Source organism: Agarivorans sp. DSG3-1 (assembly GCF_046774965.1).
GTDB lineage: Bacteria > Pseudomonadota > Gammaproteobacteria > Enterobacterales > Celerinatantimonadaceae > Agarivorans.
This window is the reverse complement of the sequence record NZ_CP177241.1, coordinates 2,675,134-2,689,776: the sequence shown is the minus strand read 5'-3', so window position 1 is coordinate 2,689,776 and position 14,643 is coordinate 2,675,134. Positions and strand designations below refer to the sequence as shown.

At 43.8% G+C, this 14,643-nt stretch carries 13 protein-coding genes; 6 read left to right on the top strand and 7 right to left on the bottom strand.

Features of this window, described 5'->3' with window-relative positions:
* Positions 1-76 precede the first annotated feature (76 nt).
* Positions 77-556 (top strand): FKBP-type peptidyl-prolyl cis-trans isomerase, encoded by a 480-nt coding sequence (locus ACLD71_RS12575; protein WP_137672638.1) that lies wholly within the window; start codon positions 77-79, stop codon positions 554-556.
* Positions 557-614: 58 nt separating this feature from the next.
* Here ACLD71_RS12575 and ACLD71_RS12570 read toward each other — a convergent pair whose 3' ends face one another.
* The 6 genes from ACLD71_RS12570 to ACLD71_RS12545 all read right to left on the bottom strand — a co-directional run bounded on the left by ACLD71_RS12570 (position 615) and on the right by ACLD71_RS12545 (position 6,203).
* The gene (locus ACLD71_RS12570) at positions 615-1,850 is read right to left on the bottom strand and encodes a cystathionine gamma-synthase family protein (protein WP_411990911.1); all 1,236 of its coding nucleotides are present in this window, start codon (positions 1,848-1,850) and stop codon (positions 615-617) included.
* A gap of 77 nt (positions 1,851-1,927) precedes the next feature.
* Positions 1,928-3,070, bottom strand: a complete 1,143-nt coding sequence (gene iadA, locus ACLD71_RS12565; RefSeq protein ID WP_411990910.1) for a beta-aspartyl-peptidase — start codon at positions 3,068-3,070, stop codon at positions 1,928-1,930.
* A gap of 53 nt (positions 3,071-3,123) precedes the next feature.
* On the bottom strand, positions 3,124-3,843 hold the full coding sequence (locus ACLD71_RS12560) for an ABC transporter permease (protein ID WP_137672635.1): 720 nt from the start codon (positions 3,841-3,843) through the stop codon (positions 3,124-3,126).
* A 9-nt stretch (positions 3,844-3,852) separates the two neighbouring features.
* On the bottom strand, positions 3,853-4,551 hold the full coding sequence (locus ACLD71_RS12555; protein ID WP_137672634.1) for an ABC transporter permease: 699 nt from the start codon (positions 4,549-4,551) through the stop codon (positions 3,853-3,855).
* Positions 4,552-4,608: 57 nt separating this feature from the next.
* Positions 4,609-5,373, bottom strand: coding sequence for a transporter substrate-binding domain-containing protein (locus ACLD71_RS12550; protein WP_137672633.1), 765 nt, complete (start codon positions 5,371-5,373; stop codon positions 4,609-4,611).
* 59 nt (positions 5,374-5,432) lie between these two features.
* Positions 5,433-6,203 (bottom strand): ABC transporter ATP-binding protein, encoded by a 771-nt coding sequence (locus ACLD71_RS12545; protein WP_137672632.1) that lies wholly within the window; start codon positions 6,201-6,203, stop codon positions 5,433-5,435.
* 853 nt (positions 6,204-7,056) lie between these two features.
* On the opposite strand from ACLD71_RS12545, the gene ACLD71_RS12540 reads away from it, so the two are divergent.
* The 4 genes from ACLD71_RS12540 (at position 7,057) to rlmA (ending at position 12,666) form a co-directional block, all read left to right on the top strand.
* Complete coding sequence (locus tag ACLD71_RS12540; RefSeq protein WP_411990909.1) at positions 7,057-8,598, top strand: DUF3360 family protein; 1,542 nt, start codon at positions 7,057-7,059, stop codon at positions 8,596-8,598.
* A gap of 126 nt (positions 8,599-8,724) precedes the next feature.
* Positions 8,725-11,007 (top strand): formate C-acetyltransferase, encoded by a 2,283-nt coding sequence (gene pflB / locus ACLD71_RS12535; protein WP_137672630.1) that lies wholly within the window; start codon positions 8,725-8,727, stop codon positions 11,005-11,007.
* A gap of 90 nt (positions 11,008-11,097) precedes the next feature.
* Positions 11,098-11,838 carry a pyruvate formate lyase 1-activating protein gene (gene pflA, locus ACLD71_RS12530; protein ID WP_137672629.1) on the top strand — a complete coding sequence of 247 codons (741 nt, stop codon included), beginning with the start codon at positions 11,098-11,100 and terminating at the stop codon, positions 11,836-11,838.
* A 30-nt stretch (positions 11,839-11,868) separates the two neighbouring features.
* Positions 11,869-12,666, top strand: a complete 798-nt coding sequence (gene rlmA / locus ACLD71_RS12525; protein WP_411990908.1) for a 23S rRNA (guanine(745)-N(1))-methyltransferase — start codon at positions 11,869-11,871, stop codon at positions 12,664-12,666.
* Here the strand turns inward: rlmA and yfbV are convergent.
* On the bottom strand, positions 12,654-13,115 hold the full coding sequence (gene yfbV, locus ACLD71_RS12520) for a terminus macrodomain insulation protein YfbV (RefSeq protein WP_411990907.1): 462 nt from the start codon (positions 13,113-13,115) through the stop codon (positions 12,654-12,656). The genes rlmA and yfbV overlap by 13 nt on opposite strands.
* 303 nt (positions 13,116-13,418) lie before the next feature.
* On the opposite strand from yfbV, the gene ACLD71_RS12515 reads away from it, so the two are divergent.
* Positions 13,419-14,621 (top strand): acetate kinase, encoded by a 1,203-nt coding sequence (locus ACLD71_RS12515; protein WP_137672626.1) that lies wholly within the window; start codon positions 13,419-13,421, stop codon positions 14,619-14,621.
* Positions 14,622-14,643 lie beyond the last annotated feature (22 nt).

Below are 14,643 nucleotides of genomic sequence, written 5' to 3'. Positions count from 1 at the left end.
AGCGTTTTGGCTTAGTCTTAGGCTAAGCTTTCCGCTAATCATTGGTTAGCAATAAAAACAGAGAAGGATCAATACATTGAAATTTGTTGTGCTGGCGGTGCTGGCGATATTTGTAATCTTGTTTATTTTACGCGCCAATAACAGCGCAAAAGCCACTAAACAAAACCGCCAATTAGGCCAAGATTTCTTAAGTAAAAACGGCCAAGAAGACGGCATTGTTACCACTGACTCCGGCCTGCAATATAAAGTATTGGAAGATGTGGTTAATAGTGATGAAAAGCCATCGGCCAACAGTACCGTAACGGTACATTATCACGGCACCTTATTAAGCGGGCTGGTCTTTGATAGCTCAGTTGATCGCGGCCGCCCAGCTCAATTTCCTTTAGGTCAAGTAATTGCCGGCTGGACAGAGGGTTTGCAATACATGAGTGCTGGCGAAAAATTCCGCTTTTTCATTCCTAGTCAGCTGGCCTATGGCGACCGCAGCGTGGCTTCTATCCCACCGGGTTCAACCCTGGTTTTCGATGTAGAGCTCATCTCCATCGACACCAAATAAACTCCATAAAAAAGCCTTGGCATTGCCAAGGCCTTTTATTCAAACAACCTCTACCAGACTAAAACTGCGCAAGCGCTTGAGAAAAATCAGCCAGTAAGTCTTCGGTGTCTTCGATACCAATAGAGCAACGGATCATTGTTTCACTAATACCAGACTCTTGGCGAGCAGCTAAACCCATTTCAAAATAGATAGTTTGAGCTACCGGCAAAGCGAGTGTGCGATTGTCACCAAGGTGGGTGGCATTAATCACAATTTCAGTTTTATCTAAAAATTCTGCACAATCAATTCCGTCAACTAAATCAAAACTCACTAACGCGCCAAAATGCTTGAACAAGTCATTTGCACGCTGATGTTGCGGATGTTGTTCCAGACCAGGGTAATACACCTTGGCCACTTTAGGGTGAGCATCCAGCATCTTAGCTAAGGCTAGCGCATTGGCGCATTGGCGCTCCATACGTAACGCCATTGTCTCCGCCCCAACCGACAACAGATGAGCCGTTTGCGAACAAAGGGCGCCACCAAAGTCACGCAGGCCTTTTTTCTTAATCTGATTAATGCCCCACATTTTAGGGTCACCGCTACGATAACCTTCAAATATGTTGGGGTAATTCGTCCAATCAAATAAGCCAGTATCACTTACCGAACCGCCTAACGCATTGCCATGGCCACCCACATACTTGGATAACGAAGTAACGATTAAGCTAGCGCCTACTGTTTTTGGCTGGAACAAATAAGAAGACGTTAGGGTATTGTCTACCACGTAAAGCAAACCACGTTGCTGGCAAAGCTCGCCGATACCCGCTAAATCAACAATTTGAGTTGCAGGGTTAGCAATGGTTTCTACAAACACCATTTTGGTGTTAGCTTGGCAAGCCTGTTCTACCGCATCTGCATTGGTGGCATCAACCAAAGTTACTTCGATTCCGTAACCTTTTAAGGTGCCAAAAATGCTGCTGGTATTGCCAAACAAGAAGCGGCTAGCAACAATGTGATCCCCCGCTTTTAACAGAGTAAGAAATACTGTGCCAATTGCCGCCATACCAGTACCAAATACTAAACAGCCTATACTGTCATCTAACATGGCAATTTTGCGCTGCAGGTAATCTAAGGTAGGAGTAGATTGACGAGCATAAGCATGCCCTACTTGTTTGCCTTGAAATACATCAACTAAATCTTGAGTGGCGGCATATCCATAAGGCACTGAGTTATGAATAGGTGCATGTACTGCGCCGTCTTCTACACCAGCTAAGCGGTCGCAATGTACCAACTGGGTAGTAAATCCTTTAAACGTCATAGGGCTACTTCTGCTAAAAATCCAATTGAAGCTATTATGCCCTAGCCCTTAGCCAAAAACGACCCGAGGCACTTGGCTTATTTAGCCCAAATACTCTGGCCTTTAGCAATCACTTGCTTGATCTCTAGTGTATCGGGGTTCAATACCACCATGTCGGCGTCAAATCCTTTGGCAAGCTGGCCTTTATTAGTAAGCCCCAGAATCTTAGCAGGGTTGGCACTGATCACCGACAAAGCAACCTCTAGAGGAACATCATAATCCTGAACAGCTTGTCTCGCCGCTCCATACAAACTCTCGAGTTTACCGGCTTGCATGCCCACTAATTCACCTTCTGAATTGAATAGAGGCAAACTCGCATTGGCGTCGGAGCTAAAGCTCACCCGTTGCCAATCTAAGCCTTTATCAACAATGGTTTTAAGCGCTTGAGGACAACTTACCTCGCCTTCTTCGATAAACTGCGGAATAGTACTGGTAGTGAAATCGATGGCGCCACCTTCATTCAAAAAAGCTAAGGCGTCGTTAAACAAGGCTTGATTGCGATTGCAATGTGTAGGGTAAAGCTGAGTGACTGATAAGTCGGATTGCTTAATAATCTCTCTTAACATGCTCAGTTTGCCTTTGCCGTCACCAACATGGAAAAAACTGATGCCTTTTTTACCTGCTAATAAGCCTGCAACGCGCGCTTCGGCGGCCACTTCAATAAAGGCTTGAACCGAGGCTTGGCTGGCTCGATGGTCGGCAATAGCAATTTCACCCACCCCAATCATTTCGGGAATGAGTACAATATCTTGCTCAATCGAGCCGATGATGGTTTTCACTGGCAAATGATAAGAGCCAGTGTAGCAATAACAGCTTAAACCCTGCGCCGTTAACTCACGTGCCTTTCCCAACACTTGTGCGGGACTGCGGGTGACACTATCGGTACCTAAGGCTCCGACCAAAGTGGTCACCCCCGTAGGTGCGGCTTCATCAAAACTTAACTCAGCGGTACGATAAGCAAAACCACCCTCGCCGCCACCGCCAGTAAAATGCACTAGCGCGTCAACAAACCCCGGCGCTAAAATTGCGCCAGCCAAATCCAAGGTGGAGAACAGTGCCGAGTTACTTTTAAGCTCTATGTGAGGAGCAATTTCAGCAATTTTTCCATTAGCGATCAGTAAGTCCATTTTACCTTTTGGACTTGGCGAATAGAGCTGAGCATTTTTAAGCAGAGTAAGCATAATATGATTCTTGTTGAGCTGATAAAAAAAGGGGCTTTCGCCCCTTTCTATAATTAACTTAATGGCCGTAAATGGCGGTGCCAACGTTTTTCCCACTGCTTAAATCCAAACACCAGTAAAAAAGTGACACAGAGATAAATCAATGCAGCAAAAGTGAATGCTTCAAACGGAGCGTAATACTTGGCATAAACATCGCGAGCGGCACCGGTTAAATCAATAATAGTAACAATGCTGGCAATCGAGCTAGCGTGCAGCATAAAGATAACTTCGTTGCTGTAGGCGGGTAATGCTCTACGCAAAGCACTAGGCAAAATAATACGCGTCATCGCTTTAGCATCAGACATACCGTAAGCTTTAGCCGCTTCAATCTCGCCGCGTGGTGTAGCCACAATCGCGCCACGGAAGATTTCGGTGGTGTATGCAGCCGTATTCAGAACAAAGGCTAATAAACATGGATAGAAGGCTTCTCGCACAATTGGCCAGAACATCGACTCTTGAATGCCTTCAATGTAGGTTACGCCGTAATAAATAATATAGAGCTGAATCAACAACGGCGTACCGCGAAATACATAAGTAAATAGCCACACACTGCGACTAACTAACACATTATCTGAGGCGCGAAGAATGGCTAGCGGTACTGCTAGAATCAAACCCAAAATCAATGATAAAAAGACTAACTGCACGGTCATAACTAAACCGTCCCAATAACCTAGAACCGTAGTGAGGGTGAAAATGTCGTTGTTGGCGAGTAAGTTTTCGATAGTTTCATACATAATAATCGCCTACCTTACCGTTCCAGCGCTAAATCGAATCTCTAAACGCTTGAGGAAAATTTCAGACACGCTGGTCAGCGCAAGATAAACAAATGCTACCGGAATAAAGAATAAGAAAGGTTCATGCACTGCACCGGCAGCCTCTTTAGCTAAGCGTACCATGTCAGCCAAACCAATCACCGACACTAAGGCAGTGGTTTTAACCAGCACCAGCCAATTATTGCCAATCCCCGGAATGGCATGGCGCATCATTTGCGGCACAGTAATTCTCCGAAACACTTGTATGGCACTCATCCCATAAGCCTTGCCTGCTTCTATCTGGCCGTTATCTACCGCTAAAAATGCTCCGCGAAAAGTTTCCGCCATATAAGCGCCAAAGATAAACCCAATGGTTGTTACACCGGCGACAAACTCATTAATATTTATGTAGTATTCAATATCAAAATTGTCGTATACCCAATCAGAAACAGCATTAACGCCGATTTGAGCACCAAAGAAGATGAGTAGCATTAAGACCAAATCAGGTACACCGCGAATAATGGTGGTGTAAGCCACAGCGATAAAATTCGCAATTCGATTTTTAGATAAACGCGCTACCGCGGCTAGCATTCCTAAAGCCAATGCTACCGCCAATGATAAGAAGGCCACTTCGATAGTGATAATTGCCCCCATAAATATGGAAGGGCCGTAACCATGAAGATCTAACATAATGAGTCTCTTAGAAAGTTAACCCGAGCATTGCTCGGGTTAATGGTAGTGCAAGGCTTACTTTTTAATACTGTATTCGAAGTATTTGTCGTTAATTTTGTCGTAAGTACCGTTAGCTTTAACAGTAGCTAAGGCTTTATTGAACATTTCAATCAATTGGCCGTCACGCTTACGTGCAGCTACACCAACGCCTTCACCCAATTGTACGTTGTCGCCAAGTACTTTAAATTCAGCACCCTTCTCTACTTCAAGAATAGTACTTACACCTACAGGGAAATCGATAACAACAACGTCCAAACGGCCGCCGTGTAAATCTACCACTAGGTCATCACCAGTGGTGTAACGCTTAATGTCAGCAACTTTTGAGTAGTTGTCGGTAGCGTAAGTATCTTGAATAGTACCGCGCTGAACACCTACACGTAGGCCTTTAAGTGTGTCTGGCTTGGCTGGATCAACCGCGCTAGCTTGTGGACCAAAGAAGCCCGTAGGCGTGTTGTAGTAAGCTTCTGAAAATAGTACTTTTTTAGCGCGTTCTTCGTTAATCGACATTGATGAGAAAATCGCATCATATTTACGTGCTAACAAACCTGGAATAATGCCGTCCCATGCCTGAATAACCCACTCACACTTCACTTTCATTTCTTCACAAACCGCATTACCTAGATCGATTTCGAAACCCGTTAGAGAGCCGTCTGGCGCTTTATACTCAAATGGTTCGTAAGGCACGTCTACTGCTAAACGTACAACTTCCCAATCTTTTGCTTCAACTGCTGTGGTGCTTAGTGCAATAGCACCGATCATCGCGACTAGTGTTTTTTTCATGTGTTACTCCGTGTTGTTTGCTTTAAGCGAATAAACGCTTGTCTTCCATATTTATAATTTTAGTATTTTGGCGCTAGAAATTGCTTCATACGCTCAGAATCTGGGTTCTCAAAAACTTTTTTCGGTGAGCCTCGTTCTTCAACAATACCTTGATGAAGAAACAGTACTTGGTTAGAGACATCACGTGCAAAGGCCATTTCATGAGTAACCACTAACATGGTGCGGCCTTCTTCTGCCAGGCTGCGCATCACTTTAAGCACTTCGCCCACTAATTCAGGGTCTAATGCGGATGTGGGTTCATCAAATAGCATCACTTCGGGATTCATGGCTAAGGCACGAGCAATCGCCGCCCGTTGCTGCTGACCACCAGACATGTGCGCGGGGTAGTAATCTTTGCGATCGTACAAACCGACCCGCTCTAACAAACTTTCAGCGTGCTCTGTGGCTTCTTTTTTGGGGATACCTAATACGTTAATGGGGGCTTCAACAATGTTTTCTAATACCGTCATGTGTGACCACAGGTTAAACCCTTGGAACACCATTGAGAGCCGAGAACGAATCCGTTCAACTTGCTTATTGTCGGAAGGTAAGCGTTCACCGTTACGCAAATGCTTAAAGCCAATTTGCTCACCATGAACCAAAATTTCGCCTTGAGTGGGGATCTCAAGTAAGTTCATACAACGTAGAAAAGTACTTTTACCAGAGCCCGAAGAGCCAATAATAGAAATTACGTCGCCTTTGTTTGCTGTAAGGTCAATGCCCTTTAGTACTTCATTATCACCAAATACCTTGTGGATATTTGAAGCTTCTAGCGCAGCCACTTCACTCATAGTTATTTTTTTACCTTGTTAATGACTGCTAGCAGCAACCATGCCTAATTCCTGAGGCGCGTACGATTGTTAAATCATTTGTTACACGTTCAACCCAACAAAAAGTATCACCGCAAAAGACAAAACTCAACATTTTATGGGGCATCTAGCGCTCTTATGATTACAAAACACCCTAATAAGCCAAATTGTTAGCATCTTTATATTCAAGCAGATTGCATAGTTATATGCTCACAAGCCAAGCTAGCGCATTTATTTTCAGTTTTAGAATTTTAGCTCAAAATTTTAGCTTATTACGGTTTTTGCGGGTGTAAGCTAACACGCCCCAAAGAATTGTTATTTTTTTGTAAAAAACAGCCTGTATTAGAAGTTTATTTAAGTGACTTGGCTCTCAGTCTAACAACCACAACTTTAGTAAGTAAATTACAGAATAATCAGAATTAAGCAGAATTTCATCCCGCAAAACCCTCAAAAAAGTAGTAAAATTACACAAGTTATGAGCTTTTTTGATGTAGATCAAATTCCAGAACTTGCTTACTTTGATACAATTTCGCTAACTAAAGTAGAAGGCAGATGTTGTGGTAGCAAACAGCAAAATAACGGACATAGCAAACAGCGCTTCGCCGCTTAATCGTCGCCGTATTTTGTATTTCTTTAATGTTTCTTTACTACAGTTACCCACTACACTTTTTACGCTAAACTGCATGCAGTTATTTCACTTTTTATACTCACTATCTTTATATGTTGTTCGTCCTGTTGAGACGATTATCGCCAGTGAGAAGGATCTCAGGCTTAAAGCTACTTAACTTAAGCATCTGCGATTAATCAGTTTTTATTTTTTGTTTTTGAGGAAACTATGTCTAGTAACAACCACCAGTCTCAAGACGAAGAGCTGAGTTATTCCGAAGCACACCGCCCTGCTTCTGAATTTGAAACTCGCTCTGATTACTTAGACCACGAACTACAAATCATGAAACCTCGTCGTTGGGGTTTAAATTTACCAGGTCGTGACTTCCGCTTTGAATGGGAAGATTTGGTTCCAGCCATTGCCGGTACTATCGGTATTATCGCCATGTACTCTGCAGTAATGATGGCTTGGGCAGACGGATTAACCGAGCGCTGGGATCACATCAACCTAGGTACTGAGTTCGCCATTGAAGTGGCGCGAGTAGAAATGCTTATTCCAGCATTACTATTCTGTGTATTGGCCTCTGGGATATTTAATCCACGGGCGAACTTAGCCGGTAACCACGGGCCAATGATTCCATTAATTGGTGCGATTGCTTTAGCGGGTGCTCACCCACTAGCCTTAGCGATTCTGTTGGGCGTATTCGGCTTACTATTAAGTTTCTTTAAAGGTGGTTCTAAACTGGTGAACTTAACCAGTGAAGGGGTAGCCGGCGGCTTATTGGTGTTCTTAGGTTTTGGCGGCACCATGTCAATGATTGGCGACATTCAATCATGGGCGAAAGGGCTAGAATCTGTTGATGCAGGTATTGCAACGGGCGAAATGGGTTATGTGGGCTTAGTGGTATTAGCCGCTACCATCGTGCTGTACGCATTCTTAGCTAAAGTAGGTAAGCGTTGGTTAGCTATTCCAGCTTGTGCGGTAATGGGTCTAGTGATTGCCTTAGCCTTCGGTGCTGGTTTCGACCTTACCTTTAAAACAGAAATGGGCCTACCAAACCTAAACCCTGTTTACTGGTGGGGCTCTACTGAGCAAGGTTGGCAGTTAGGTTTACCTAATGCAGAACACTTTATTGCTTCATTACCGTTCGCTATTTTAGCGGTAGCAATGTGGTCTCCTGATTTCTTAGGCCACCGTATTTTCCAAGAGTTAAATTATCCACGCGGTACAGACAAAGTACTAATGGATGTAGATGACACCATGACGACCTGTTCTGTACGTCAAATCGTAGGTACAGCAGTAGGTGGCGGTAACATCACTTCTAGCTGGGGGACTTACATGATTCCTGCAGCCATTGCTAAACGCCCAATTCCTGGCGGCGCAATTTTGCTAGGTTCATTGTGTATCATTATTGCAATCTTAGGTTTCCCAATGGATGTGGCTGTATGGCCTCCAGTAATGAAGATTGCATTATTAGTAGGTGTATTCTTGCCGCTACTAGAAGCCGGTATGCAAATGATTAAAGATACTAAAGATTCACAATCTGCTGGTATATGTATCTTTGCAGCTGCGGTAACTAACCCAGTATTGGCTTGGGCACTAACCATGTTACTTGATAACAACGGTTTGATTGGTGATAAAGAACGTCCGAAGAAACTATCGTTTGCGGACCGTATCATTATCCCAGCATCAGTATTGTTGATTTGTTTTGTCGCCATGATGGCGGTAGGTATGTTGGAAGGCAAATACGGTATTCCAGCACTACTATAGAGTTAAAGTTTTTTACCTCTTGGAACAAGCACTATACTTGTTCCAAGAACAGCAATAGCCGCATAACGGCTATTGGTTAAACCATAGAATATTCATTTGTATACCAACTTATAGGTGGGACAAAAAATGGCAGAGAAGAACGATGTTTTTGCTAGTGCTTGGGCAGGCTTTACAGCCGGCGAATGGCAAAATGAAGTTAACGTTCGTAGCTTTATTCAAGCTAACTACACTCCATATGAAGGCGATGAAAGCTTTCTAGCTGGCGCAACCGAAGCTACGGATCAGCTTTGGGACAAAGTTATGGAAGGCATTAAAGAAGAAAACCGCACTCACTCGCCGGTAGACTTCGATACTTCAGTTATCTCAACCATCACTTCTCACGATGCGGGTTACATCAACCAAGATCTTGAGACAATTGTTGGTCTTCAAACTGAAGCGCCACTAAAACGTGCGATTATCCCTAACGGCGGTATTCGTATGATTGAAGGTTCTTGTAAAGCTTACGATCGCGAATTAGATCCAATGGTAAGCAAGATTTACACAGACTACCGTAAGACACATAACCAAGGTGTATTCGACGTATACACAGGCTCTATCATGAAATGCCGTAAGTCTGGCGTTTTAACTGGTTTGCCAGATGCATATGGTCGTGGTCGTATTATTGGTGATTACCGTCGCGTAGCACTTTACGGTATTGACTTCCTAATGGCTGACAAAGTTAAACAGCACCGCTCTCTAGAAGCTGACTTTGTAAACGGTTCAGATCTTGAAGCAACAATGAAGCTTCGTGAAGAGATCAGCGAGCAACACCGCGCTTTAGCTCAAATCAAAGAAATGGCAGCTAAATACGGTTGTGATATCTCTGGTCCAGCAACTACAGCTAAAGAAGCAGTACAGTGGACTTACTTCGGCTACCTAGCCGCAGTTAAATCTCAAAACGGCGCTGCAATGTCGTTTGGTCGTACTACCACTTTCTTAGACGTATTCATTGAGCGCGACATCGCTGCTGGTACGCTAACTGAGTCTGAAGCTCAAGAGCTAGTCGATCACTTGGTAATGAAGCTACGTATGGTTCGTTTCCTACGTACTCCTGAATACGATGACTTGTTCTCTGGTGACCCAATCTGGGCAACAGAATCAATGGGTGGTATGGGTACCGATGGTCGTACACTTGTAAGCCGTACAGCTTTCCGTTTCTTGAACACACTTTACACAATGGGTCCTTCTCCAGAGCCGAACATTACTGTTCTATGGTCTGAGCAATTACCGATTAACTTTAAGAAATACTGTGCCAAAGTATCTATCGACACTTCGTCAATCCAGTACGAAAACGATGACTTAATGCGTAGTGACTTCGACAACGATGATTACGCAATTGCTTGTTGTGTATCACCAATGGTTGTTGGTAAACACATGCAGTTCTTCGGTGCTCGTGCCAACTTAGCTAAAACTCTTCTTTACGCAATAAACGGCGGTGTAGACGAGAAGCTTAAGATTCAAATTGGTCCTAAGTCTGACAAGATCACTGACGAAGTATTAAGCTACGACGATGTAATGGGTCGCTTAGACACATTCATGGATTGGTTAGCTGAGCAATACGTGACCGCACTTAACTGTATTCACTACATGCACGACAAATACAGCTACGAAGCATCATTGATGGCTCTTCACGATCGTGACGTTCGCCGCACAATGGCTTGTGGTATTGCTGGTCTATCGGTTGCTGCTGATTCACTGTCTGCGATTAAGTTTGCTAAAGTTAAGCCTATTCGTGATGAAGACGGTATCGCTGTTGATTTCGATATTGAGGGTGACTACCCTAAATTTGGTAACAACGACGATAGCGTAGATGATATTGCTGTAGACTTAGTAAACCGCTTCATGACTAAGATCCGTAAGCTTAAAACTTACCGTGACGCGATTCCTACTCAGTCAGTTCTTACTATTACGTCTAACGTTGTATACGGTAAGAAAACAGGTACTACTCCTGATGGTCGTAAAGCAGGTGCTCCTTTTGCTCCTGGTGCTAACCCAATGCACGGTCGTGACGAAAAAGGTGCAGTAGCATCATTAACTTCGGTTGCTAAACTGCCGTTTGCTAACGCACAAGATGGTATCTCATACACTTTCTCTATCGTGCCAAATGCACTAGGTAAAGACGACGATACTCAAAAATCTAACTTAGCGGGCTTGATGGATGGTTACTTCTATCACAATGCTGACGTTGAAGGTGGCCAACACTTAAACGTTAACGTGATGAACCGTGAAATGTTAGTTGATGCAATGGAAAACCCTGAGAAATACCCTCAGCTTACCATTCGCGTTTCTGGTTACGCAGTGCGTTTTAACTCACTAACGCCAGAGCAACAACAAGACGTAATTACACGTACTTTCACACAAAGTATCTAATTGAACGTTAAGTAGTTCTGCTTAGCAGAGACTACGGTTATAATTAACCTTGCCCAAGTTTTTGGGCAAGGTTTTTTTTTGGAGAAACAAATGTCAAAGATTGGGCGAATTCATTCTACTGAGTCTTGCGGAACCGTTGATGGACCAGGGATCCGGTTTATTGTATTTATGCAGGGTTGCTTAATGCGCTGCCAGTATTGTCATAACCGAGACACTTGGGACTTACACGACGGTAAAGAAGTCAGCGTCAGTGACTTAATGAATGACCTTACCCCTTATCGACGTTTTATGAACGCCAGTGGTGGTGGTGTAACCGCCAGCGGAGGCGAAGCCATTTTACAAGCTGAGTTTGTGCGTGATTTATTCCGAGCGTGTAAAGAACAAGGTATTCATACCTGTTTAGATACCAACGGTTATGTGCGCAAGCATACCGAAGTTATTGATGAGCTGTTGGAAGTCTCTGATTTAGTCATGCTAGACATCAAACAGATCCACGATGATGTTCACCAAGATCTCGTTGGTGTAAGTAACAAACGTACTTTAGACTTTGCTCGCTACCTACACAAAATTGGCCAGACAACGTGGCTACGTTATGTGGTTGTGCCAGGCTTTACCGATGATGAGCAATCGGCCCATGATCTCGGTGAATTTTTAGCACCTTTCGATAACGTAGAAAAAATTGAACTGCTGCCCTACCACGAACTAGGCAAACATAAATGGACCGCCATGGGAGAAGACTACCCACTTGCGGGTGTTAAACCGCCGAGTAAAGAAACCATGGAAACCATCAAAGACATTTTATTGCAGTACCACTCAAAAGTGATTTACTAGCGCTTTCTCGACACAAAGGTTACTGCGTAAATGATAATCTGCCCGATTTGCCAAGCTATTTTGAGCAAACAACACAAACAATGGTCCTGTGAAAATGGCCATTGTTTTGATCAAGCCAAAGAAGGTTATACCAACCTATTGGCGGTACAGCACAAACACTCAAAGCAGCCAGGTGATAGCAAAGCAATGCTGCAGGCACGTCAGCATTTTCTAAACCAAGGGCATTTTGCATTTTTGGCTAAGGCCATCAACCAAGCGCTTACGCCATTCTCAGTGCAACATATCTTGGATATTGGCTGCGGCGAAGGTTATTACACTGACGCTCTTTGCCAAGGTCAAAAACAAGCGGAGTCTGTCACGGGCATAGACATCGCCAAAGATGGCATAAGAATGGCGGCCAAACGCTGCCAACAGGCACAGTTTTTTGTCGCCAGCAATCATCGCCTTCCTATTGCAGATAATAGTGTTGACTGTGTTATGCGCGTATTTGCACCTAGCGACGAACAAGAACTATTACGGGTAAGCAAGCCGGGAGCTTACTTACTTAAAGTTGTGCCTGGGGCTCAGCATTTATCCAAACTACGCCAGCTATTATACAAAGAGCTACAAGCCCATTCAGAGCAGGCAGAAACCATGCAAAGTTGGCGCTTGGTGGAGCAGAAAAAAATAGCTGAAGAGGCAGTGTTAAATCGCCAAGATATGGAGGCTTTGTGCATGATGACCCCCTTCGCTTGGAAGAAGAATCAACAACTAGAGCAGCAGTTAGCTGCACAAAGTGAGTTTGAAATGAACTTCGAGTTTGTATTACAAATATATCAGCGTGACTGATTATCTAGCTCATCAGCTAATACAAAACTCTTATCAAAACGCTTAAACGCTTTTCTTAATAAATCAGCTAATTCAGCATAACGGGGCTGAGTAACCGCCGGGGTAATACTCTCACCAGCCTCTGCTAACTTGTGATGCAAGTCACGATACCAGTTAGCTAAGCTAGGGGGTAAATGAGAATTAGCTCTACGCCCCAACCAATATAAACCATGCAAAGGCATCAAAAATATCACCGTCGCCATCAACACAGATTGTGGTAATATTTCAGTCAAATTAGCCATATATGGCATCATTACAGTCACCACCGCAATCGCTGGCATGGTTTTCATTGCTAAAGAAGTAGCAAATATAACTCTATTCTCGGGAAATACCGGAGCCAGTACTCGCTGGTTAGGCCAGCGTTTCATGTACTCGCGCCCATCATTTAACATTTCAGAGAATTTGCCCATGGGCACCTCGCGACCTAAAATTGACTTAAACCAATAAACTAGTAATTTTTTTACATTTTCGTCTAGTTATTAGTATGACATATATGATTAAAACATGCTTTCGGTTATCATAACCTTGGCAAACGGTTTCATATAGATCAGCTTATTTGTTAAGTGTAGCTTGATTGAGACCATGGCACTAGGTCAAATCTAATTTGGCTTGGTGAGAGGTAGAATTTTTGAAGAAGGAACGTGTCTCGCTATGCCCAACGTTTTTTCTTCCACTGTCTATAATTGAACAAATTCAACAACAGGTGTCTATAAATGAGCAACAAGCTGGTACTCGTTCTTAACTGTGGTAGTTCTTCTCTAAAATTTGCTGTGCTTAACGCAGTAAGTGGCGAAGAGATTATTTCTGGTTTAGCAGAATGTTTTAATCTGGAAGATGCGCGCCTTAAATGGAAAGCGCTAGGTGAGAAAAACGAAGCAAGCCTTGGTGCTTATTCAGCTCACCGCGAAGCGATCGAATATATTGTAAAAAATATTCTAGAAACAAGCCCAGAAATCTTAAACGATATTGTTGCTGTTGGTCACCGAGTTGTACACGGCGGCGAAAAATTCACTAAGTCAGCTATTATCGATGAAGCAGTGGTTGAAGGCATCGAAGCGTGTTCAGGTCTAGCACCTTTACATAACCCTGCAGCACTTATTGGTATTCGAGCAGCTCAAGCTTGTTTCCCACAACAGCCTCACGTTGCTGTATTTGACACCGCCTTCCACCAAACCATGCCAGAAAGCTCATACTTGTACGCACTGCCTTACAAGCTATACCGCGAAAAAGGCATCCGTCGTTACGGCATGCACGGTACCAGCCACTTGTTCGTATCGCGTGAAGCCGCTGCAATGTTAGATCAGCCTATCGAACAAACCAACGTTATTACCGCTCACCTAGGTAATGGCGCATCAATTTGTGCAGTTAAAAATGGTCTTAGCTTTGATACCAGCATGGGCTTAACACCGTTAGAAGGTTTGGTGATGGGTACACGTAGTGGCGACATCGACCCGGCGATTATCTTCCACCTTGTAGATCGCGAAGGTTACACCCTAAAAGAAGTTAACAACATGCTGCATAAACAGTCTGGCCTTATGGGTCTTACTGAAGCAAGCAGCGACTGCCGTTTTGCTGAAGAAGGTTATGGCGAAGGCAAAGAGCCAGCAATACGTGCAATGAACGTATTTACCTACCGCTTAGCAAAAAGCATTATGTCTTACGCGGCAGCAATGGATGGCAAGTTAGACGCACTTGTCTTTACTGGTGGTATTGGTGAAAACTCGGCCTTAGTACGTAAACTCACCATCGAAAAACTCGGCCTTTTAGGCTTTACCCTAGACGAGCAAGGCAACTTAGATGCACGTTTTGGTAATTCAGGTAATATTGGTACGAGCTCAAGCCGACCAATCTTGGTTATTCCAACCAATGAAGAAATGGTTATTGCGCAAGATGCTGTTGCGTTAACCCAGGCTTAATACACATTCATTATCAAGGCTA

Coding starts and splice junctions, on each gene's coding strand:
- ACLD71_RS12555 (WP_137672634.1), bottom strand. CDS start 4,551: ATGTTAGATCTTCATGGTTACGGCCCTTCCATATTTATGGGGGCAATT.
- ACLD71_RS12570 (WP_411990911.1), bottom strand. CDS start 1,850: ATGACGTTTAAAGGATTTACTACCCAGTTGGTACATTGCGACCGCTTA.
- ACLD71_RS12545 (WP_137672632.1), bottom strand. CDS start 6,203: ATGAGTGAAGTGGCTGCGCTAGAAGCTTCAAATATCCACAAGGTATTT.
- ACLD71_RS12540 (WP_411990909.1), top strand. CDS start 7,057: ATGTCTAGTAACAACCACCAGTCTCAAGACGAAGAGCTGAGTTATTCC.
- rlmA (WP_411990908.1), top strand. CDS start 11,869: ATGATAATCTGCCCGATTTGCCAAGCTATTTTGAGCAAACAACACAAA.
- iadA (WP_411990910.1), bottom strand. CDS start 3,070: ATGCTTACTCTGCTTAAAAATGCTCAGCTCTATTCGCCAAGTCCAAAA.
- pflA (WP_137672629.1), top strand. CDS start 11,098: ATGTCAAAGATTGGGCGAATTCATTCTACTGAGTCTTGCGGAACCGTT.
- yfbV (WP_411990907.1), bottom strand. CDS start 13,115: ATGGGCAAATTCTCTGAAATGTTAAATGATGGGCGCGAGTACATGAAA.
- ACLD71_RS12515 (WP_137672626.1), top strand. CDS start 13,419: ATGAGCAACAAGCTGGTACTCGTTCTTAACTGTGGTAGTTCTTCTCTA.
- pflB (WP_137672630.1), top strand. CDS start 8,725: ATGGCAGAGAAGAACGATGTTTTTGCTAGTGCTTGGGCAGGCTTTACA.
- ACLD71_RS12550 (WP_137672633.1), bottom strand. CDS start 5,373: ATGAAAAAAACACTAGTCGCGATGATCGGTGCTATTGCACTAAGCACC.
- ACLD71_RS12560 (WP_137672635.1), bottom strand. CDS start 3,843: ATGTATGAAACTATCGAAAACTTACTCGCCAACAACGACATTTTCACC.